The organism is Corallococcus sp. 4LFB (genome assembly GCF_046520365.1).
GTDB lineage: Bacteria > Myxococcota > Myxococcia > Myxococcales > Myxococcaceae > Corallococcus > Corallococcus caeni.
Genome location: NZ_JBKGHJ010000086.1, coordinates 1 through 21,317 on the forward strand (window position 1 = coordinate 1; position 21,317 = coordinate 21,317).

Consider the following 21,317-nt stretch of genomic DNA (forward strand, 5'->3'; position numbering starts at 1 on the left):
CGGCGCGTGGCAGGGGGACGGTGGGCGGCGCGAAGCCAGCGCCGGGGCGCTCCCCGTGGCAGCCGCTCCGGGACCACCTGCACCGGGACTCGGTGGTGCTGCGGCACGCGCTGCGCACGGGGATGGTGGCCACGGCGGCGCTGGGGCTGACGCGGGCGTTGCAGGTGGGTGACGCGCACTGGGTGAGCCTCGTGGTCATCTCCATCCTCCAGCCCTACGCGGGCAGCACGGAGGAGCGCGTGCTCCAGCGCACGCTGGGGACGCTGGTGGGCGCGAGCCTGGCGGCGCTCATCGCGACCACGGTGCACACGCCGCCGCTGATGGTGGGCGTCATCAGCGTGCTGACGGCCATCTCCGTGGCGCTGCTGCCGCTGAACTTCGGCGCGTTCCAGGTCCTGCTCACGCCGGACTACCTCCTGATGGCCACGCTCAGCTCCGGGGACTGGACGGTGGCGTCGCAGCGCTCGCTGGGCGTGCTCATCGCGGGGGCGCTGGCGCTGGTGGGCTCCTGGACCTTGTGGCCCAGCCCGGAGCGCCGCCGCTTCCCGGACGCGGCGGCCTCCGCCCTGCGCGCGGACGGGAAGTACCTGCAACAGCTGGCCACGCACCGCAGCGGCACGGAGCCGGCGGTGAACGAGGAGCGCCGCCACCTGGACCAGGCGCTGCTGGAGGCGGAGTCCTCCTTCCAGCGGTTGATGACGGAGTACCGGGGTCCGCCCTGGCACCTGGAGCCGGGCATGGCGCTGCTCACCTACGCGCGGAGGTTCGCGCTGGCGGTGACGGCGCTGGGCACGGGGCGGTTCGAAGGGAGGACGACGTCGGTGCTGCCGCAGCAGCTGGCGCAGCGGGCCAGCGACAGCCTGGAGCTGCTCGCCCGCGCGTTGCAGGAGCGGCGCGAGCCCCCGCCCCTGCCGGCCCTGGCGCTGCCGCGCACGAGCGATGATCCGGTGCTGGGAGCGCTGCTGGAGCGCGTGCCCCGGCAGCTGGGCATCCTGCACGGCGCGGTGGCGCGGATCAGCGAGGACCCGTCGCTGCGCTGACGGCCGGGGACGTGGCGCAGGCGGTCTGGTAATCCTGGAGCTTCCGCTGGAAGCGCTCGCGTTCTGGCGCGAGCCACTCCGCGGGCAGCAGTCCCACGGCCTTCTGCTGTTCGGCCAGCGCCTCCGTGCATTGGTTCAGCCCGAAGTGCGCGGCGGCGGCGGTCTCCAGCACGTAGGGGTTGGGGTGCTCCCCCATCACGGAGCGGCGGAGCACCGGGCGCAGCGCCATCAGGGCCGCGGCGTATTGCCCGGCCTGCACGCGGTGCCAGGCCATCTCCGTCGCCGTCCACTGGAATCTGGGCGCCAGGGCATGGGCCTGTGCGAGCACCTTCGGGTAGTCCGGATCCTCCGGCGTGTGGACGGCGAGCTGCATCGCGAGGTTGGCCCAGGCTCCGCCGCTCTGCGGGAAATGGGCCACCCGCAGCCGCGCCCAGCCCAGCTTCTGCTCCAGCGAAAGCTCATCCTCGGCGGGGCCTCCATAACGGAGGTTGAAGGTAAAGCCATACGAGGTGGTCACGGCGTGTCCCGCCAGGGTCCAGGGCCGGTAACGGCTTTCATCCAGCTGCGCGATGAGGTGTTGGGAGGGTTGCCCGGAGCCGTCCTCGATGACCTCGCAGTCCCGCACGTGCCCATCGACGTCAATTCGGCATTGCATGATGACCACGGCGTACTCGCTCCGGAAGGACCGGCTTCTCTCCTTGGGGTGGGTCACCCGACCTTGGATCCTGGCCGGCGGGAGGCTCTGCTCCTTCAGGAACTGGCACGCCTGCTCATGGTCCGCGTCGCACGCCGCATGGAGGTCGCCAAAGGCCTGAACGACCTGGGCCTCGGTGGGCTTTCCCGCCAGGGTCTGGACGGCTTCGTTGAAGACCCCGGGAGCCTGTCCGGCCTCCAGTTCCAGGATCGGTGCATCCACGGGAGTCCGCGAGGAGATGCCACCGGCGAGGAGCGGGCTCCGAACGACCCGCTTCTCGTAGGAGGCCGGGTCCTGCAGGAAGGCATCCATGGCCAACGTCAGGTGCCCATGGCTCGCCGTGGGTGGCGGCAGGTCGGACGGGCGCAGCCGGTGGGCACAGCCGGTAGGGACCACCAGCAGGGAAAGAAGGAGCAGAGGCCAACGCATGGCGCCGGACTCTAGCAATGCAGCCGCTCTGTCTGGAATGGACGCGGAGAGCCCTCCATGACGGCGCAAGGCTTTGTATCCTGGATAGGCACACGCTCCGGGCGCACGCGCCACGGAACGCACAAGGAGTCGCCCCCTTTGAAAGACACCCCGAGCAACGCGACTTCTGGAGGGCCCACGAGCGCCGTGCGGGCCTTGCAGGTGCTGCTACTCATTGCGGCATCGGCCTGCACGGCGGACAGGCAATCCCGGCGGGACACCGCCTGGGCCGCGCACTTCACCAGCGCCGCGGAGCGCATCGAGGCCCGGGCCCGCGCGATGGGCATGGCCCGCCTGCACGGACGTGCGCGCGAGCAGGCGGAGCTGCGCGGCTGGATGGAGACCCTGTCGACGGAGATGGCGCTCGGAGGCGCCGAGGCTGAGGGGCCCGGACACTACGCGCTCGGGTGCGGGGAGCGGGCCCTCGGTCGCGAGGCGGAAGCCCTCGCGCATCTGGAGGCCGCCTGGAACGCGGGCTTCCGCGTGCCCCGTGTGGCGTGGGTGCGGGCGCAGATCCTGAGCGAGCGCTACCGCGTGATGCGGCTGGAGGCGCTCGCCGCTCCCGACGCGGACGAACGGAAGGCGCGCGAGCAGGACGCGGAGCAGCGCTACCGGGAGCCGGTGCTCACGCTGCTGCGGCAGGCGGCGGGGGCGGGGTTTCCGTCGGCGAAGTATGGCGCGGCGCTCGTCGCGCTGCACGAGGGCCGCCTGGACGCGGCGCTCGCGCTCCTGGAGGTCGTAGGCACGAAGCATCCCTGGTTCGTGGAGGCGCGGCTGCTTCGCGCGGACGTGTTCCTGCTGCGCGCCGCCGAGCGCGGGAAGGAGGGCAGGAAGGCCGAGGCGGGCGCGGACCTGACGGCGGGGCTCCAGGCCCTCCAGGGCGCCAGGACCACGGCGGAGAGCTTCGCGCCCGCCCACCTGGCACAGGCTCGCTTTACCCAGGCCGCGATGAACCTCACGCAATCCGCCTTCGGCGGGCCGCTGCGCCTGTCCCATGACGACGAGGACGACGAGGAGCCGGGCCCGGCGAAGCAGAGCCTCGCGGCGCTGGACATGGCCGCCCGGGTGGATGCCGGTCACGCCGGGTTCGCCTGCGAGAAGGCGCGCTTCCTCGCCTGGCTCGCGGAGCGCCCGAATACCTATGTGGACCTGCTGGCCCTGCGCAGCAAGGCCATCGAGGCCGCGCAACACACCCTGGCGCTGGATCCAGCGAGCCCCTGTGGCCCCATGGAATGGAGCCGGGTGATGGTGCAGGAGGCAGAGGAGGTCCTGAAGAGGGGCTCCGTGGACATCTACACGCTCGGGGCGGCCCTGGAGCGGCTGGAGACCCTTCCTCCCTCCGCGCGGGATCTCGGCTTCCACCTCCTGCGCGCCCGGCTCCTCCAGAGCTGGACGGACGGCGACCGCCAGGTGGGGAGCTGGAAGGTAGGGACCAACGGCTGGCTGCACCGGGAGCAAGCCATTGAAGCCTGGCGGAGCGTGCTCGCGATCGAGGCGCGCGTGCCCGCGTACTGGGTCCGGCTGGGAGAGCTCCTCCTGGTCCGGGGTTCGGATCCCACGGCGACGGATGGCGACGCGGACCTGAAGCGGGCGCAAGAGGCTTTCGGAAAGTGCATGCGGGGCGGCTTCAAGAAGGCACCCGAGGTGTGGCGCCTGGGCGCGCGCATCCTCGTGGCGCAGGCCCTGCGGCAGCGGGCCCGCGGCGAGATGGCCCCACGGAGGTTCGAAGAGGCCACGCGCCTCATCCGCAACGGCCTCATCGACGCGGCACGGGATGCGTCTCTCCATTACGAGCTGGGGCTCATCCTGCTGGAGCAGGCGAAGGAGACCTGGGAGCGCGGCGGGGACCCCAGCGCCCTGCTCGATCAGGCGGAGGCGGCACAGGCCGAGGCGGCGACGCTGGAGCCCACGCTGGAGCTGGGCAGGTTCGGGCAGGCGGCGGTCCACGCGGCGCGGGCGGAATACGCCTGGCGGAGGGGGGCGGATCCCACCGAGGAGGCGGACCGGGCGGACGCGTTCTACAGCCAGGTGTTCCCCGTCATGGAGCCCTGGAAGGAGCTGCGGGCCGAGGGCCGGCTGAAGGCGTCCCTCAGCCTGGCGCACCATCTGCTGGAGCAGGGGCTGGACCCCGAGCCCGCGCTCAAGCGGGCAATGACAGACTTCGGCGGGCTGGACCAGTTCCGCATGGACCGCGTCCTGCTTCATCGCGCCCACGGCGCGCGCTTCGGCCTGAGGGCCCGCCATTCGGCCCGCACGAATCCCGAGAAGGCCGAGACGGAATTCAGCGATGCGGAGAAGCACTACACGGAGGCCCTCAAGGCAGAGCCATCGAGTCAGGAGGCCCGCTTGGAGGCAGGGCACCTGTTCCGTGAGTGGGCTGCGGCGCGAAAGGCCGCGAAGCAGGATCCGGAGCCGCTCCTGTCACGGGGACTCGCGCTGGCGGACGCGTTGCTCGTGGAGCGTCCGAACTGGCCTGAAGCCCTGCTGCTGCGCGCGGCGCTCCTGCGCACGAAGGACCCGGGCTCGGCCCAGGCCCGCGCGAACCGGGACGCCGCGCTGAAGGCCAATGCCAACCTCGCGCCCGGCTGGCGGCGGCAGTTCCCGGAGGACCCGCCGTCCAAGCCCTGAGCGCATGGGCTCAGGGCGAGGCCGCCACGGACGTCGTGGCGGCGACCAGGTTCCCCGCATCGTCCTTCGCCAGGCCATACAGCTTGATGGCACCCGTCACGGAAGGCAGACGCACGCGCCACGTGCCAGGGGTGGCCCCCTTCCGGGACTCCAGCACTGTCACGCGGTCGCGCTCCGTGCGGGTCGCCGCGCCCCGGAAGTTGTAGGCGAAGGACACGTCCAGCGGCGTGGCGGAGGTGACGCCGTACTTCTCCCAGAGCGGCACGCCCAGCGTCCACGCATCCACGGACAGCACGGGGTGCCCGGGGTCCGCCTTCTTCACCGCGCGGACGACCTTCTCCAGGAAGCGCGCGTAGGCGACCTTCGACGGCTCATCCGGTGAATTGAGGATGACCTCGTTGCCCAGTCCCCACGCGAGCACCGCGGGGTGGTCCTTGAAGCGGCGCACCTGCGCGAGCGTGGCCTGGAGCTGCGCCTCACGGCCCTTGGCGTCGCGCACGTAGTCAAAGGCGTCATCGTTCTCCATGCCCGCACGGCCCGGCCGCAGCCACAGCCCCACGAGGACATGCAGGCCATGCTTGTGCGCGGCATCGAGCAGCGCGGGAGTCTCCTCGCCGGCGCCCCAGGTGCGCAGCGTGTTGACGCCCAGGGCGCGCAGTTGTGCGCAATCCCTGTCGAAGTTCGCGGCCCCACCCGTACCACTGAACGTCACGCCCTTGGCGACATAGGGCTGGCCGTCCACCTCCAGCTTCCACCCCTCCCCTGCCTTCACGATGGCGGTGCGAGCCTCCACGTTCCACGCGGGGAACAGGAGCGCGGTCAACAGCAGGACGCCGGCGGCGAAGGGGCGGGCAGTGGCCATGGGAACAGTGAGTGTAGAGCGCCTTGCGTCCGTTCGGGCCGGCTGCCGGTTCAATCCCAGTTGTCGGACAACAGGTCCTGGGCGACGGTGAAAACCCAGACGGGGCGCCCTGTCAGCGGCGCCTCGCACGAACCTGTCCGACTGTCGGACAGGACTGGAAGGCGTTGGAGCCTGTCGCGCGACATGGAGCTGGATGACGTGCAGCGGTGCATGGACCGCGCTGTTGCCCTCTTCCGCGCCAGCCAGCCGGCCTCTCCGCAGGCGCGCGTCCCCTGGCCCCGGGGTTTCGTGCTACCCCGAAGGCGTGGACCCGCTTGTCACCCTCCTCGAACCGGCGCCCCGTGCGGACGAAGTGCCCGGTTCGTTCCCGAGCCCCTTCGACGCCCTGGGTCCGCACGCCCTCGCGCGCCGGGCCGCGGAGTCGCTGCAGGCCACGCTTCGCGAGGGCTTCATCGCCCCCGGCTTGGCCAGCGACATCCTCCAGGGTCCAGACGGCGGGAAGATGTTCGGCGTGCTCGTGGTGCGGCAGCCGGACGGAACCTTCGGCGTGCTGCGAGCCTTCTCCGCGATGCTCGCGGGACGCTGGGATGTGCCGGGCTTCGTTCCCCCCGTGTTCGACCGTGAGTCACGTGCTCGCGTGGAGCCGGTGGCCGATGCCACGGTGAAGGCCCTACTCGCCCGCGCCGACGCCTGGAGCGCATCCGAGGAACTGCGCCGCCTGCGCGAGGACGATGACGCCCGTCAGTCACGCGAGGCCATGGAGCGCGAAGCCATGCGCCTGCGCCACGACGCCCGGCGCCGCCAACGTCACGAACGCCGGGCCGCCATCCTGGCCATGCCCTCACGCACGGAACCGCCGGACGACGAGCCTCACTCGACGCAAGTCCCGCCCTCACCCGCCCGCTCGGAGGCCCCTCTCCCCGAGGCGCTCACGGAGACCGAGCGCGCCCAGACACTGCACGCGCTCGACCAGGAGAGCCGGGGCGACAAGGCGGAGAAGCGCCGGTGGGACGCGGCACAAGAGGAAGCACGGCGCCAGCTCGCCCCTGCCCGCGCGAAGGCCGAGCGTCGCGTGCGCGCCCTGGACCGGCTGCGGCGCATCGTCTCGCGCGGCTTCATGAAGCAGTTCCACGACACCTACGCCATCACCAACGCACGCGGAGAGACCCGCCCCTTGCGCTCGCTCTACGGCGGCGCGGAGCCCCCTTCCGGCGCGGGTGACTGCGCGGGCGCGAAGCTGCTCGCCCATGCCTTCGCGCACGGTCTCCAGCCCGTGGCGCTCGCGGAGTTCTGGTGGGGCACGCCGCCCGCGTCGGGCGGCCGCATCCAGGGCGCGTTCTATCCGGCGTGCCGCGACAAGTGCGGTCCCCTGCTCCCGTTCATGCTGGAGGGCCTGGAGGTCTCCGCGCCGCGCGTCTTCGTCCCGCCGCCCGCGCCCACGCCGGAGCTCTCCATCGTCTTCGAGGACGCGTGGCTCGTCGTCATCGACAAGCCTTGCGGCCTGCTGTCCGTGCCGGGCCGCGACGCCTCACTCCTGGACTCCGTGCTCACCCGCCTGTGCGCGCGCTACCCCCACGCCACGGGCCCCCTGCTCGCGCACCGGCTGGACCTGGACACCTCCGGGCTGCTCGTCGCGGCGCTCGACAGCCGCACGCACGCGTCGCTTCAGCGCCAGTTCCTCCATCGCGACGTGGCCAAGCGCTACGTGGCGCTCATCGACGGCCCGGTCCAGGCAGACGCGGGCACCATCACCCTGCCCCTCCGCGTCGACCTGGACGACCGTCCCCGCCAGATCGTCGACCCCGTGCACGGCAAGCCCGCGGTCACCGACTGGGAGGTCCTCCGCCGCGAAGCGGGCCACACGCGCGTGGCCTTCCATCCGCGCACCGGCCGCACCCATCAACTCCGCGTCCACGCGGCCCATCCCCTGGGCCTGGGCTCGCCCATCGTGGGAGATCCGCTGTACGGGCACGCGGGCCTGCGGCTGCACCTGCACGCCGAGACGCTGTCCTTCACGCACCCGGCGACGGGGCAGCGCGTGTCCTTCACCCGCGCCGCCCCGTTCTGAAGCGCCCGCGTCAGTTGACGAGCAGCACCTTGCCCACGCCGCTCTGCTCCGCGACCTTCTGGGCCTCGCGCGCGTCGTCCAGCTTGAAGGTCCGGCTGATGGGGATGACCAGGTCGCCCTTCGCGGCGCTCTCGGCGAGCTGCGAGAGCCGGTGCGCATCCGGATGGGCCATGAAGCTGCGCACGACGAGCCCCTTCTCCTTCGCGCCCTTCGGCTCCCCCACCACGGTGCCCACGGTCCCGCCGTGCTTCACCTTGCCGAGCACCGCCGCCACGGCCTCGCCGCCCACCGTGTCCGCCACCGAGTCCAGCGTGGGCAGCCTCGCGACGTCCTTCGGATCATCCAGCGCGACGACGCCCTCCACGCCCAGCTTCCGGGCCTCGTCCACCTGCGTCTTCCGCACGCCCGCCCAGATGCGCGCGCCCCGCGCCCGCGCCGCGAAGACGGCCGAGCGCCCCACCGCGCCCAGCGCGCCCGTGACGAGCACCGTGTCCCCCTGCGAGGGCTGCACGTGCTCCTCGATGAGCTGCGTGCCTGTCAGCGTCACCAGCGGCAGCGCGGCGGCGTCCTTCAGGTCCAGGCCTTCGGGCACCTTCGCCCAGGCCTCCGTGGGCGCGACCACCGTCTCCGCGTAGCCGGCGTTCACCAGCCCCATCACGCGGTCGCCCGGCTCGAAGGCCTCCACGCCCGTGCCCACCTCGACGACCTCGCCGGCCACGTCGCGGCCGAGGATGGCGGGGAACTTCAGGTCCATCCGCCCCTTCATGTCCCCCCGGCGGATCTTCCAGTCCACCGGGTTGATGCTCGCGGCGGTGACGCGGACCTTCACCTCGCCCGGCCCCACCTTCGGCTCGGGCATGTCCTGCACCGCGAGCACGTCCACGTCCCCATAGCCTTTCAGCACGACCGCTTTCATCCGGGCCTCCACACAGGCGAGCGAGGGAAGACAACTCCAACGTCGGCCCAACGGTAAGCACCCACGGAGGGGGCGCCATCGTCGCCGTGCGGTCGCCCCGCCTCCTGCTCCCCAATGCATGCCGGCGTGGAAGCAGGCAGCCCCGCGCTTGAGCGGGAGGGAATACGCGGTCGCCGTCAGCGGGGCTGGAACTCCAGCGCCTCGCGCAGCACCGGGTAGGTGTCCTCGGCGGCGGTGCTGCCCATGAACGTGTCCAGGTGGCCGTAGCCGGGCAGCATGCGGCGCTGGTACCAGCGCGCGCCGTTCGCCTCGCGCAGCCACTGGAAGGTGCGCTCCGTGGAGGACGGCAGGTACGTGCGGTTCTGCTCGCTGGAGACGAACGTGATGGGCCGCTGGAAGGGCCGCGGGTCCAGGTAGTCCGGCGGACGCGCCTGTCCGTAGCGCAGCAGGTTGCCCGCGCGGCCGTAGTCGAACTTCACCGCGTGACCGCCGCGCGCCAGCTGCCCCAGGTGGCGGAACGTCAGCAGGTTGCAGCGGCCGAACTGCTCCTCCAGCCGCGCGTGCGTCTCCGCGTTGAGCCGCGCGTGCCGGTACAGCCGCCCGTACATGAAGGACAGCCGGTGGCACACCGGGCTGTCGCACTCCATCCGCAGGAGGCCCGCCACCTTCGTGAACGCGGCCTGGAACAGCGGCGTGCGGGACGCCTCATCCGGCGTGAGCGAGTCCAGCCCCGCGTCCAGCAACTCCGGCACGCGCAAGAGCGCCTTGAAGCGCGTGGCGGCCGGCGTGTGGTGGTGCAGCGCCACCTGCGACGCCACCACGGTGCGCACGTCCGACAGGTGCCCCGCGGCCATGGACATGAAGAACGCCGCGGACCCCGCGCAGTGCACCACCGCCTGCACCGACTCCGCGCCCGTGATTTCACGCACGCGCCGCACCGCCGCCGGCATGTCGTGATCCGCCGCGTCGTCCAGCGTGAACTGGCGCAGGGGCAGCTGCACGCTGGCGCGCCAGTCCAGCAGCCACGTGTCGTAGCCGTGGCGCACCAGGTGCTGGACGAAGTTCTCCTTCAGCGTGGGCAGCATGAACATGCCGCTCCACACGCCCGCGCCGTGCACCAGCAGCACCGGCCCCTTCGTGCCCCCCACGTAGCGGGTGAGCCGGAGGGGCACGCCGTCGCCCGCGAGGAAGTCGTACCGCTCCGGGACGGGCAGGCCCTGGAGGGTCACGTCCTGCGACAGCGTCCGCGACACCGCCGCGCCGCTTCGGTAATCAAAAGCCATGGGCCACCGCCTCCGCGATGCGCTCGGCCACCGCGCTGATGGTCATCACCGGATGGAAACCGATGGACGTGGGGATGACGGAGCCATCCGCCACGTACAGTCCGGGGTAGTTGAACACTTCGCCCTCCTTCGACACCACGCCCCGGGCCGGCGACTCCGCCAGGTGCGCCCCGCCCAGCGAGTGCACCGTGAACGGCCGGCGGAACAGCTCCCAGGTGACGAGCGGCGCGAACGTGCCGCCGTACTGCGACGCCAGCTCACGCATCGCGTCCGTCATCCGGTTCACCAGGGCCACGTTCTCGTTCGCGTAGTCCCACTCGATGTCCAGCCGGTCGCCCTTGAGCACCATGTGCCCGTTGGCGTTGTCCTGGCCAATGGCGAACAGGTTGCTCGTGCGCGAGGGGTCCACGCCGGCGCCCAGCGGCTTGTTGAACAGCCCCTTCGCGAACGCGCCGTGCATCAGCGGCCACAGCTTCGTCCACAGCGGGGACCCCACGCCGCCCAGCAGCCCCAGCCGGGGCTGTCCCATCCCCGCGAGCACCGCCGTCGCCGGCTGGTTGAACGTGGCCGTCACCATGGTGAAGCGCGGCGCGGCGTCGAAGAAGCGCATCACCGTGGCCACGTCCGGGCCCGCCCAGGGAGTTATCTCCTCGCGGCTGCCGTGCAGCGAGCCCAGGAAGTCGCCGTTGCCGGAGTAGCCCTTGCCCAGCCAGTCGCTCACCAGCGGCAGCGTGCGGGCCCGGTCGCGGCTGCGCAGCAATATCTCCACCGTGCCCAGCGCCCCGGCGGACAGCACCACGCGGCTGCCCTCCACGGACGTCTTCTCCCCGGTGGCCAGGTCCTGGAAGTGCACGCGGTAGCCGCCCGCCACGCGCTGCACGTGGGACACGGACAGGCCCGGCCACACCGTGGCGCCCAGCCTCTCCGCGCGCGCCAGGTAGGTGAGGTCCAGGGTGTTCTTCGCGCCGTGCTGGCAGCCGAACTCGCACTCCGCGCAGCGCTGGCACGCCTTGCGGCCCGGGGCGGAGGGCTCCGTCCAGGAGACGGCCTCGTCCGGGTCGAACGTCTGGCGGCCCATGCGCTGGGCGGCCTGCTGGAACAGGTCGCGCTTCTTCAGCGGGATGGACGCGGGGAACGGCTTCACGTCCAGCTCGCGCGCGACCTTGTCGTAGTAGGGGTCCAACGCCTCGCGGGAGAAGCCCCGGGGCCAGCGCGGGTGGTCGAAGACGATGGGGTCCGGCCGCACGTGCACGTTGGCGTAGATGAGCGACCCGCCGCCCACGCCGCTCGCCGTCACCGTGCCGATGCCGGACAGGAAGCGCACGTCGTAGAGCCCCCGCGCCTCCGGACGGACCGGGTGGTGCCAGAGCAGCTCGTCCGCGCGCGTGACGTCCCGGGGGAACTGGCCCGGGGCATACCGGCGGCCCCGCTCCAGCACCGCCACGGACTTGCCCGCCTGCGACAGCCGCAACGCGGTGATGGAGCCGCCGAAGCCGGAGCCCACCACCACCACGTCGTACCGCTTCGCCATGCCCACGGTGTGTCCCCCCTAGTCGAACTTCGCGCGGGCGAAGACGTCCCACAGCGTGCCCATGAACATGCCGCCGAAGCGGCGCATCGCGTCCGCCTGCTTCAGCGGCGACGACGTGCCCAGCACGGAGAACGTGGTGAGCTGCTGGAGGAAGTCCGGCAGGTGCAGGCGGATGATGCCGCTGGCGACGACGGGGCCGGAGCGCTCGTGGCCCTTGCGCAGCACGGTGTAGAGCGTGGACGTGTCGCTCCACACGTCGAAGCCCGCGTCGTCGTTGACCTCCTTGTAGCCATCCAGGAGGTACGGCTGGCCGTCCACGCCGGTGAAGGGCAGGAGGTACAGCATGCGCCGCTCGTAGAAGCGCTCCGTGCCCACGAAGAGGTTGAAGACGCCGTTCTCCACCGGCGCGCCCCCGGGCGGCGTGAAGCCGCGCACGTTGAGCGTGCCCTGCACGATGCCGCCGTGCGACTCCTGCGCGAGGAAGCGGTCCAGGTTGGGCAGCGTGATGGTGACGACGAAGTCCGCCGTCTGCCCCGCGCGCTGGCCCGCCCGCGCCGCCCCGTCGAAGTCGTCCGGGGCCGGGTGCCCCGGCTGGAGGAAGCCCTTCATCCGCTCCGTGAAGCGCAGGCCCACCACCGGCGTGGGAGACGCCACCGTGCCCCCGGGCGGAATCACCACGTCGCCCAGCGGATCCGTCCCCGGCACCACCGGCGAGGCCACCGTCTCCACCTCCGGCATCATCCGCATGCTGGCGCGAGGCGGGTACGCGGGCGCGGACTTCACGGGCGCGCGCTCCGGCGCCACCCAGCCCGGCGCGTCCTTCACCTGGCGGATGACCTGCTCCATGTTGCGCTCGGCCACGGCGGCGATGCTGGAGGACGGGTTGACGCCGATGCCCACCGGCAGCGCCGCGCCGTCCATCACGTACAGGCCGGGGTAGCCGTGCACCTCGCCGTCAGGCGTGAGGACTCCGTACGCGGGCTCCTCCGCCATCGCGCAGCCACCCAGGTTGTGCACGGACACCGGCAGGTGCAGCCGCTCCCAGAGCGGGTTGTACGCGGCGCGCGTGCCCAGCGCGCGGGCCACGTCCTCGCAGAGCTGTTCCTGCGTGCGGTACAGCGGCAGGTTCGCGGGCACGTCCCACTGCACCTGGAGCTCGCGGGTGATGGGCGACAGCGACAGCCGGCCATTGGACTTGTCCCGGCCCATGGCCAGGAACACGGCCTGGAAGCGGCCCCGCTCGTTCTCGATGGAGGCCATCTCCTTGGAGCGCGTGCGCAGCACCTTCACCAGCTCGCGCTGGAGCAGGTCCGCCGGGAGCGTCATCGCGCGGTCCGGATCCATGGCGAGCATCAGCCCCGCCGCCTGCACCGGGTGCCCGCCCTCCTGGAAGAGGAACCAGGTCTTGTCCTTGCCCTGCCCCTCCTCCACCACCAGGCCGGTGGTGATGGTGGGGCCCACCGCGGGGTCCCACGGCTCCTTCGTGTCGAAGGCGAAGGCGAGGAAGTCCCCGTTGGCGGAGTAGCGCGAGCCCAGCCGCGCGCTCAGGTCCGGCAGCGTGCCGAGCACGTCGCGGTTGCGCAGCAGCAGCTCGGTGGTGTTCACCGCGCCCGCGCACAGGAAGACGCGGCGCGCGTCCACGGTGCGCTGCATGCCGGCGCTGGCGTGGTCGGTGAAGGTGACGCGGTAGCCAGGCGACAGCGGCTCGATGCGCGTCACCTCCGCCTGCGTCGTGACCTCCGCGCCCCGCTGCTCCGCGACGGCCAGGTAGTTCAAGTCCAGGGTGTTCTTCGCGCGGCGGTTGCAGCCGATGTCGCACTCGCCGCAGTAGTTGCAGCCCTCCTGGAGCACGCCGAACTTGTTGGGCAGCGGCTCGCCCGCGGGGGTGAAGCGCACGGCGAGGTTCGGGTGGAAGAACTGCGCCTCGCGGCCCAGCTTCTTCGCCACCTCCTGCATCCGCTTCGTCTTGGGCGGCAGGCCGCGCGCGGAGGCCGTGATGGGCTGCACGTCCAGCATGTGCGCGACCAGATCGTAGTACGGATCCAACGCCTCCCGGCTGTAGCCCTCCGGCCACCCGGACGCGAACACCTCCGCGGGCGGGCGCAGGTGCACGTTGGCGTAGATGAGCGACCCGCCGCCGTACCCCGCGGCCTGCACGACGCTCATCCCCTTGAGGAGCTTGATGTCGAAGAGGCCCTGCCGGTGCTGCCACAGCCAGCCGTTGCGGGGGTCCTCGAAGTCGCGAGGGAAGCTGCCCTTCGGGTAGCGCAGCCCGCGTTCGAGCACGCGCACGGTCAGGCCCGCCTGCGCGAGCCGACAGGCCGCCACCGCGCCGCCAAACCCGGTGCCGATGACCAGGGCGTCGTATGCCGGTGCCATGTTCCCCCTCGGGTGCGATCCCTGGGGAGCAGGGATGCAGAAGCGCGACCCGGGAACGTCCAGGAAAGGACGGACCTGACTCTACAACGGGTCCCCCCCGTTTCCTTGAGGCCCTCCCCTCTCCGTGGATCCACATTTGCCCCTCTGGAGAACCGCATTCCTTGAAGAGCGCGGATCCATCAGCGGACGGGCGGGCAACCGGTGTGTTTGGACGCGGGACGTCATGGACCTGGCCCGGTAGCATCGGGCCCATGCGACCGGCCCTGGAGCACGAGCGGATTTCAGAGGCGACGGCTCCGGCGGCGGATCCGCTGGTGGGGGCGCGGCTGGGGGAGTTCGTCATCCGGGAGCGGGTGGGCTCGGGCGGGATGGGGATCATCTACCGGGCGGAGCACCCGCTGATTGGCAAGCACGCGGCCATCAAGGTGATGCGCGCGGAGCGGGTGTCCCCGGAGCAGGAGCAGCGGCTGCTGGTGGAGGCGCGGTCGGTGAACGCCATCCGGCACCCGGGCATCCTGGACATCTTCAACTTCGGGACGCTGCAGGACGGCCGGCCGTACGTGGTGATGGAGCTGCTCCAGGGCCAATCGCTGGAGGCGCTGCTGCGCGAGCGCAGCCGGCTGGACGTGGGGACGGCGGCCTGGGTGCTGGAGCAGGTCGTGGCCGCGCTGGGGGCCGCGCACCGGGCGGGGGTGGTGCACCGGGACCTGAAGCCCGCGAACGTGTTCCTGATGGAGCAGCCGGACGCGGCGCCCCTGATCAAGCTGGTGGATTTCGGCATCGCCAAGGTGATGCAGTCGCAGGACGCGCTGGCGCGGGCGGACGGCTCCACGCTGGGGACGCCGGACTTCATGGCCCCGGAGCAGATCCGCGGCGGTGAGGTGGGCCCGGCCGCGGACCTGTATGCGCTGGGGGTGATGGCGTTCCACATGCTCACGGGCACCCGGCCGTTCCAGGGTGACAACGTGCAGGTGATGTTCGCGCACGTGGAGCAGGCCCCTCCCCGGCTGTCCTCGCGGGTGGAGGGGATTCCGCCGGAGCTCGATGCGCTGGTGTTCCAGTTGATGGAGAAGGAGCCCGCGAAGCGCCCTGAGTCCGCGGCGGCCGTGCGACGGATGCTCCAGGGGCTGGCGCGGCCGCCGGGGCCGTCCGTGAGCGTGGAGTCGCGGACCGCACCCGAGGTGCCCACGGCCATCGCGCCGCCGGGGCGTCGGAGCGGAAGGTCCGTCGCGGTGGCGGCGGTCGCCGGGGTGGCGCTGCTGGGGGTGGGGTACTGGTGGGGAGCGCAGGCGCAGGAGGCGGAGCAGGCGCCGGCGCGACCTTCCGAGCAGGTGCGGGTGGACGCGAGGCCCACGCCTCCGGTGGAGCCGCCGCCGGTCGTGGTGACGCAGGCCCCTGTCGGGGAAGTGCCCGAGGACAGCGGAGAGGAAACGCCCGCGGAAGCGGAGACCGTGACGCCTGCGAGGTCCACGAGGTTGCCACCGTTGCCGGCGGGGACTGCCTCCGAGAAGAAGATGGAGCAGCGGCTGTCAGGGCTGTTCACGCAACTGCTGGCACGGGAGAAGGACGTGGACGCGGAGGGAGTGCTGCGCGGCAGGTTGGTCCAGCAGTACCGGGCCGCCGCGGAGGCGACGGACTCCGAGCGCGTGCGCATCCACGTCGCGCTGGATGACATCGAGCAGGAGCTGGCCCAGCGCATCGCCCTGCACGACGCGCCCCCGGCCCCCGTCGCCGTCATCGTTGCCCCTCCGGAGCCGCCCCGGGTTCCGGCCCTCGTGATTCCCAGCCTCCCCACCCTGCCCCAGGGCAATGCCTCCGAGCAGCGGCTGGCCCAGCGCCTGGACAAGCTGGTGGTGGAGCTGCGCACGCGCACGCGGAACCAGGACGTCGCGCCGGACCTGACGCGGAAGCTCGTGGGCATCTACACCGAAGCCGCGAAGGCCCAGACCGCCACCGAGCGCATGACGGTGAACCAGGCGCTGGACTCGTGGCAGGAGCAGCTGAGGACCCGCTTCCCCACGCCCTAACCCCGGTCGTCCTCGTCCGCTTCGTCCAGCCCCTCCGGGGACTCCAGCAATCGCCGCGCGCGCTCCATCATCTCCACCACAATCTGTCCCGCGGGCTGCACGGTGTCGATACGCGACATGCTCGCGCCTCCGGCCGGGAGGCTCATCTCCTCCAGGTCGCCTGCGTGTCCGGCGTGGGCAAGAACGAGCTGAACTTCGGCATCACGTACTGCACGTCCAGCACGCCGGGGAACAGCCGCGTCGTCCCGATGGCCTCTGACTCCGACGTCGGCGGCGCGCTCGACTCGCGCCCCGCCCACTCGCGCACCACGCGGTTGCGGATCACCCGCATGCGCTTGCCCGGCCACTCCGGCCCGAACAACGTCGTCATCGCCGTGTCGCCCACGTCCCCGTCCACCAGCCGCTGCTTGTAGAGCGGGTGCGCGTACGCCTCCACCGATGCCACCAGCCGCGTGCCCACCCAGACGCCGTCCGCGCCGTGGTGCAGCGCTCGCGCCGCGCTGAACCCGTCCGCGATGCCTCCCGCCGCCAGCACCGGCACCGCGTCCGTCAGCTTCCGGAACGCCTTCACCAACGCCAGCGTCGGCGTGCTGCCCAGGTTGCGCCCGCCCGCCTGCCGCCCCTGCGCGATGAGCCCCTCCACCCCGGCGTCCAACGCCTGCCTCGCCAGGTCCTCCGTGCCCGCCTGCACCCAGACCCGCGTCCCCGCGGCCTGCAGCGCTTGAATCCACTCGCGCGGCGGCATCGTCCAGTGGAACACCACCACCGGCACCTTCGCCGCGATGCAGGTGTCCACGTGGTCGCGCGTCGTGAAGCCTTGCGACTCCAACTTGTCCACGATGAAGTCCACGCCGTAGGGGCGCTGCGTGCCCGCCTGGATGGCCTTCAGCCGCGCCTCCAGCACCGCCGGCGGCTCCGGCGCCGTGCCCAACATTCCCAGGCCGCCCGCTTCCGACACCGCCACCACCAGCGCCGGCAGGGAGACGAACGCCATGCCCGCTCCGACGAAGGGATAGTGGATGCCCACGTCGCGCGTCAGGCGCGTCTTCAGCGTGTTGCCCTCCAGCACGTAGATGGGCTTCGGCTTCGGACGGGCCTCCAGGCCCGCGGCTTCGGCTTCGCCGTCCGCCTGCGGCGCCTCGTCCTCGGAGGAACCAGGGGGCTGGCCGGGTCGTCCGTCGTTCGCGCCGTTCATCGCGTCTCCCGAAAGGATGCTCTCGTACCGAGCCTTCAAGATTAGCAGCGCCGCCCCCCGATTCAGCCGCGGCCGGGCGGGGCCGTGCTCACTGGCCAGCAGAGCGGCCTCACTCCTCCGGGATGAGGCCGCCGGGCCCCAGCCCCGCGTCCGTCAATACCCGCCCCCGGGCCAGCCGCCGTGTCAGGGGCCGGTAGCGCTGCGCCACCAGGGTGCTCAGCCGGAACGGCAAGCCCCGCGCCCGCTCCACCCCTCGCGCCCGCTCCACCAGCGCCTCGCGCGTCAGCCGCGAGGGACCTTCCAGCCCCACCAGGATGCGGTTGGTGCTGGTGGGGACCTCGAAGAGGGACAGGCCGTGGAAGCTCACCTGGTAGGTGCGCACCATCGCGTCGAAGTGCGGGTTCGCCGCGGACTCCCAGATGTTGCCCACCACCGCGCCGCCCCGCGTCAGCCGCGCGCGCACGGCGCCCAGGAACTCGCGCGTGCACAGGTGCCCGGGAATCTGGTCCGCCCCGTACGCGTCCAGGATGATGAGGTCGTAGGGCGGCCCGTCCGCTTCGATGAAGGCCCGCCCGTCCGCCACGTGCGCGCGTAGGAGCGCGTCCTCCTGGAAGCCGCAGTGGGCCTTCGCGGCGTCCACCACCGCCGCGTCCAGCTCCACCACGTCGATGTGCGTGTCCGGCAGCACCGCGCGCAGGAACATGGGGATGGCGCCGCCGCCCAGCCCGACGGCGAGGATGTTCTCCGGCCGGGGCACGAACGCCAGCGCCACCATCGCCATGCGGGTGTACGGCAGCTCCAGCCGCAGGGGTTCGCCAGGCCACACCACGCTCTGGCGCGCGCCCCCGTCGCCGAAGCGCAGCGAGCGGCGTCCGTCCGCGTCCTCGGTGACGATGACGGGCCCGGAGCCGTCATCGTGTTCGTCCGGCGATGCCAGGGCCTCGGGCTCCCTACTTCGCGCCCGTCACCGGCAGCGGCCCGCTGTCCAGCACCCGCTGCGCCGTCACCGCCGGCCCGTATGGGGGCGTCTGGACGGGCGTGCCCTCGGCGTCCTTCCCCGGGTTGAGCGGGATGGCGTCCGCGTCCGGCAGGTAGCCCACGCGCAGGAACAGCTCGCGCACGGCGGACAGCTCGCGCGTCTGCTCCGGGCCCGTGGGGGTACGGCAGCGTGGTGCGCAGGGGCAGCGGGACGACGGCGCGGCGGTGCGCCGTGGCGCCCGGCTCCACGCGGGTGACCGCGGGCACCTCCGGGGACTCCACCAGCAGGTCCTCCGGCACCGGCAGCAGCATGCGCGCCAGCACCACCTTGCCGCCGGACAGGTCCACGTAGGCCCGCTCGGGCGCCAGCGTGTGGTGGCCGCTGAAGCCCACATCCCACAGGCCGTCCAGGAGCAGCACGGCCTTCTCCGTCCGGTTGTGCACCGCGTAGGTGACGGCGAGCGTGTCCGCCTCGCGCGCCACCGACTCCACCTTCAGCTCCACGTCCGCCTGGGCCACGCGTTGTCCTCCTGAGGCCGCCGGGGCAGCCACGGGCCGCTCCGGCACCCGCGCACAGCCGGCGATGAACGCCAGCGCCATGATGGCACCCGCGCGGTGGAAGTTCCTCATCCTCCGCATCCTAGTAGCGCGGGCGGGTGGGCAGGTTCAGGTCGTCGCGCAGGACGTTCTCGCCAGGACGGCCGCCCTGCACCACGTCCGGCGTGGAGGGGTCCTGGTCCAGGTCGATGGGCAGGCCCACCGCGGAGGGCTCCAGGTTGCGCGTGCCGTTCTTGGAGCCCAGCGCCAGCGTGCCGTTGTTCATGTCCGAGGCGTGCACCAGCTCGTGGAAGAGGCCGACGACGGGCGGGCGGTTCATCCACTCCTCGGTGCCCAGGGAGATGCGCGTGGTGTTGTAGTTCACCTGCGCGTCCGTGCCCTTGCCCGGCGTGCCGTCCGCGTTCATGAAGCCGTCGTTGAAGTTCGTTCCGCCCGCGCTGTTGCCGCCGGACGTCTCGCGGATGACCGTCGTCTTGCCGCTGGCGTCCAGCGTGCCCAGCAGCTCCTGGCCCGCGGGCAGCGAGCGCATCGCGTCCAGGTCCGACTGCGTGCGCGCCTGGAAGTCCGCGCTGCCCGACACCGTCACCGAGCTGCCAAGCTGATCCGCGCCCGTCATGTCGACGATTTCGCGCTCGCCCGCGGCGGCGTCGGCGGTGGTCTCGTTCTCCTCGACGTAGAGCTTGTCGGTGCCCGTGCCGCCCCGGACGGTGTCCTTGCCCGCGCCGCCCGCCACCGCGTCGTTGCCCGTGCCACCGCTCAGCGTGTCGTCGCCGCGCCCGCCGATGACCTGGTCGTCGCCCGCGCCGCCGTAGGCCCGGTCGTTGCCCGCGCCACCGTCGATGTAGTCCCGGCCGTTGCCGCCGGACACGTAGTCATTGCCGTCCAGGCCGTAGAGCACGTCGCGGCCCTCGCCGCCCAGGATGCGGTCATTGCCCGCGCCGCCCTCCAGGTAGTCGTCGCCGTCCTGGCCCTGCAGCGAGTCCCTGCCCTCGCCGCCGATGACGGTGTCGTTGCCCGCGCCGCCGACGAGCGTGTCGTTGCCCTTGCCGCCGACGAGCTTGTCGTCGCCCTCGCCGCCGTCCAGGGTGAGGTCCTGCGTGACGCTGGCGTCCACGGTGATGGAGTCATTGCCCGCGCCGCCGTTGATGATGGCGCCCCGGGCCTGCTCCGCGGTGAGCGTCACCGTGTCGCTGCCGGACTTGATGGTCAGCCCGCCGTCCTTGTTCTGCGACACCGTCGCGGTGTTGCTGCCCGCGCCCAGGTCCACCACCGTGCGGCCGTCCGCGTTCGTGCTCACCTGCGGCGCGAGCGCCTTCTGCACGTCCTTGGCGATCTTCCCGACCGCCGAACCTATGGACGAACCCAGGCCGCCCAGGAAGCCGCCGACGCCCTTGTCCTTCTTCAGCGCCGTCTCCGTGGTGCGCACCTCCGTCAGCACCTGGGGACGCGCGCCCGTGCGGGGCCCCGCGTCGAAGCCGTCCGACATCCGCTGCGAGACGGCGGCCTTCACCGCGTTGGGCTTCGCGGGCGCCGCGGGCGTCTTCGCCGGCTGCGAGGACACAGGGGACACGGGACGCGAGCCGGGCTTTCCAATCGTGGTCATGTCGCTTCTCCCAGGTGACGGGGACACCCGGCCAGAGGTCCTGGCGACGGGGCGCCAGGGGTCGGACGAACGCCGACATTCCAGATTGTCGTGAACGTTCGCCGCCAGTTGCGTCGCCCCCGCCAGAACGACACGGCGCGGCACGGAAGCCCCTGGAATCGTTGTACTTCTCAATTCTCAAACCTCAAGACGAAAGCACGAATTTCATGTATTACGGCTTCACCGCCCTGCCCCCATTCACGGGGAAACGGAGGGCGGCTGACGGGAGGGAGCACCGCATGAAGCTGAAGACGTTGCTATCCGCCGGGGTGGCGCTGGCCGCCGCGGCGTGGGCCAGTCCGGGAACGGCGGCCACGGCGAACGGCCCCATCTGCGACACGGCGGCCTACGTGAACTCGACCACCTATTACAACTGCACCGGGAGCAGCCACACGGCGCTCGACGTGGGCAACAGCTCCTGCGGCGAGTGGAACCACCGCGGCATGCTGGTGGGCAACTACTACTATTACTACTACGGCGGCTGCGCGGCGGCCTGCTACGGCTCCACCTGCAACGGCGGCGCGGGCAACTACTACGTGGTGTCCGGCGCGAACGGCTGGGACTTCCGCCAGCTGCACTTCTACGCCAACGTCAGCTCCGGCACGAAGACGTGCGACCGCTGCGCGCTGGGGCTCGTGGGCGGCACGGGCAGCGCCACCGGCCCGCACTCGCACTCGGACAACCGGCAGTACGGCACGCGCAAGTCGGCCTGGTACACCAGCGTCGGCACCACGTGCGGCACCAACGCCTACTGCAACAACCGGCTGGGCGTTCCCACGCTGTAGTCCGCGTGCCCGTGCCCGCCGGGCAGGGGCCCCACGTCCCCTGCCCGGCTTCACGTCCCCGGCGGCTGGCGCGCGTGCGCCCGTCCCTTCTCCCCTTCCGCGTGAGCCTCCCTTCGACATGACCTCCCGTCCCCTCTTCAAGGTCGCGCTCGCCGGCCTCGTCCTCCTCGTCGCGCTGGGCGTCGTGTGGTGGCGGGGCGCGGCCGGGCCCGATGACGCCGGTCCTCCGCCGCCCGTCGCGGCGACTCCTTCCGCGCCTGGCG

The 21,317-nt window shown here is 72.0% G+C and carries 17 protein-coding genes; 6 read left to right on the forward strand and 11 right to left on the reverse strand.

What is annotated here, in order from left to right; all coding sequences use genetic code 11:
- On the forward strand, window positions 1–1,040 hold a 1,040-nt coding region (locus tag ACLEQD_RS12240; protein ID WP_410383756.1), incomplete at its 5' end, for an FUSC family protein.
- On the opposite strand, the gene ACLEQD_RS12245 is transcribed toward ACLEQD_RS12240, so the two are convergent.
- On the reverse strand, window positions 1,015–2,163 hold the full coding sequence (locus ACLEQD_RS12245; protein WP_410383758.1) for a hypothetical protein: 1,149 nt from the start codon (window positions 2,161–2,163) through the stop codon (window positions 1,015–1,017). The two genes, ACLEQD_RS12240 and ACLEQD_RS12245, sit on opposite strands and share 26 nt — an antisense overlap.
- A gap of 138 nt (window positions 2,164–2,301) precedes the next feature.
- Between ACLEQD_RS12245 and ACLEQD_RS12250 the strand changes: the two genes are divergently transcribed.
- Window positions 2,302–4,830 (forward strand): hypothetical protein, encoded by a 2,529-nt coding sequence (locus ACLEQD_RS12250; protein ID WP_410383760.1) that lies wholly within the window; start codon window positions 2,302–2,304, stop codon window positions 4,828–4,830.
- Between the two features lie 10 nt (window positions 4,831–4,840).
- On the opposite strand, the gene ACLEQD_RS12255 is transcribed toward ACLEQD_RS12250, so the two are convergent.
- Window positions 4,841–5,692 (reverse strand): glycoside hydrolase family 2 TIM barrel-domain containing protein, encoded by an 852-nt coding sequence (locus ACLEQD_RS12255; RefSeq protein WP_410383762.1) that lies wholly within the window; start codon window positions 5,690–5,692, stop codon window positions 4,841–4,843.
- A gap of 304 nt (window positions 5,693–5,996) precedes the next feature.
- Between ACLEQD_RS12255 and ACLEQD_RS12260 the strand changes: the two genes are divergently transcribed.
- Window positions 5,997–7,760 carry an RluA family pseudouridine synthase gene (locus ACLEQD_RS12260; protein WP_410383764.1) on the forward strand — a complete coding sequence of 588 codons (1,764 nt, stop codon included), beginning with the start codon at window positions 5,997–5,999 and terminating at the stop codon, window positions 7,758–7,760.
- Between the two features lie 10 nt (window positions 7,761–7,770).
- Here ACLEQD_RS12260 and ACLEQD_RS12265 read toward each other — a convergent pair whose 3' ends face one another.
- The 4 genes from ACLEQD_RS12265 to ACLEQD_RS12280 form a co-directional block, all read right to left on the reverse strand.
- Window positions 7,771–8,676 carry an NADP-dependent oxidoreductase gene (locus tag ACLEQD_RS12265; RefSeq protein WP_410383766.1) on the reverse strand — a complete coding sequence of 302 codons (906 nt, stop codon included), beginning with the start codon at window positions 8,674–8,676 and terminating at the stop codon, window positions 7,771–7,773.
- A gap of 176 nt (window positions 8,677–8,852) precedes the next feature.
- Window positions 8,853–9,959 carry an alpha/beta fold hydrolase gene (locus ACLEQD_RS12270; protein WP_410383768.1) on the reverse strand — a complete coding sequence of 369 codons (1,107 nt, stop codon included), beginning with the start codon at window positions 9,957–9,959 and terminating at the stop codon, window positions 8,853–8,855.
- The gene (locus ACLEQD_RS12275) at window positions 9,949–11,490 is read right to left on the reverse strand and encodes an FAD-dependent oxidoreductase (RefSeq protein ID WP_410383770.1); all 1,542 of its coding nucleotides are present in this window, start codon (window positions 11,488–11,490) and stop codon (window positions 9,949–9,951) included. Before ACLEQD_RS12275 ends, ACLEQD_RS12270 begins: the two co-directional genes overlap by 11 nt.
- Window positions 11,491–11,508: 18 nt before the next feature.
- Window positions 11,509–13,869, reverse strand: a complete 2,361-nt coding sequence (locus ACLEQD_RS12280; RefSeq protein WP_410383772.1) for a GMC family oxidoreductase N-terminal domain-containing protein — start codon at window positions 13,867–13,869, stop codon at window positions 11,509–11,511.
- 251 nt (window positions 13,870–14,120) lie between these two features.
- Between ACLEQD_RS12280 and ACLEQD_RS12285 the strand changes: the two genes are divergently transcribed.
- The gene (locus ACLEQD_RS12285; RefSeq protein WP_410383774.1) at window positions 14,121–15,896 is read left to right on the forward strand and encodes a protein kinase domain-containing protein; all 1,776 of its coding nucleotides are present in this window, start codon (window positions 14,121–14,123) and stop codon (window positions 15,894–15,896) included.
- On the opposite strand, the gene ACLEQD_RS12290 is transcribed toward ACLEQD_RS12285, so the two are convergent.
- The 4 genes from ACLEQD_RS12290 to ACLEQD_RS12305 all read right to left on the reverse strand — a co-directional run bounded on the left by ACLEQD_RS12290 (window position 15,893) and on the right by ACLEQD_RS12305 (window position 18,212).
- Window positions 15,893–16,015, reverse strand: coding sequence for a hypothetical protein (locus tag ACLEQD_RS12290; protein ID WP_410383776.1), 123 nt, complete (start codon window positions 16,013–16,015; stop codon window positions 15,893–15,895). The two genes, ACLEQD_RS12285 and ACLEQD_RS12290, sit on opposite strands and share 4 nt — an antisense overlap.
- 23 nt (window positions 16,016–16,038) lie before the next feature.
- Window positions 16,039–17,091, reverse strand: a complete 1,053-nt coding sequence (locus ACLEQD_RS12295) for an NAD(P)H-dependent flavin oxidoreductase (RefSeq protein WP_410383778.1) — start codon at window positions 17,089–17,091, stop codon at window positions 16,039–16,041.
- Window positions 17,092–17,200: 109 nt separating this feature from the next.
- Window positions 17,201–17,920, reverse strand: coding sequence for a fused MFS/spermidine synthase (locus tag ACLEQD_RS12300; protein ID WP_410383780.1), 720 nt, complete (start codon window positions 17,918–17,920; stop codon window positions 17,201–17,203).
- Window positions 17,921–18,041: 121 nt separating this feature from the next.
- Window positions 18,042–18,212, reverse strand: a complete 171-nt coding sequence (locus ACLEQD_RS12305) for a hypothetical protein (protein ID WP_410383781.1) — start codon at window positions 18,210–18,212, stop codon at window positions 18,042–18,044.
- Window positions 18,213–18,259: 47 nt separating this feature from the next.
- On the opposite strand from ACLEQD_RS12305, the gene ACLEQD_RS12310 reads away from it, so the two are divergent.
- Window positions 18,260–18,421 carry a hypothetical protein gene (locus tag ACLEQD_RS12310; protein ID WP_410383783.1) on the forward strand — a complete coding sequence of 54 codons (162 nt, stop codon included), beginning with the start codon at window positions 18,260–18,262 and terminating at the stop codon, window positions 18,419–18,421.
- A 288-nt stretch (window positions 18,422–18,709) separates the two neighbouring features.
- On the opposite strand, the gene ACLEQD_RS12315 is transcribed toward ACLEQD_RS12310, so the two are convergent.
- Complete coding sequence (locus tag ACLEQD_RS12315; RefSeq protein ID WP_410383785.1) at window positions 18,710–20,230, reverse strand: M91 family zinc metallopeptidase; 1,521 nt, start codon at window positions 20,228–20,230, stop codon at window positions 18,710–18,712.
- 278 nt (window positions 20,231–20,508) lie between these two features.
- On the opposite strand from ACLEQD_RS12315, the gene ACLEQD_RS12320 reads away from it, so the two are divergent.
- Window positions 20,509–21,054: a peptidase M23 gene (locus ACLEQD_RS12320; protein ID WP_120524240.1), complete on the forward strand. Its 546-nt coding sequence runs from the start codon at window positions 20,509–20,511 to the stop codon at window positions 21,052–21,054.
- Window positions 21,055–21,317 lie beyond the last annotated feature (263 nt).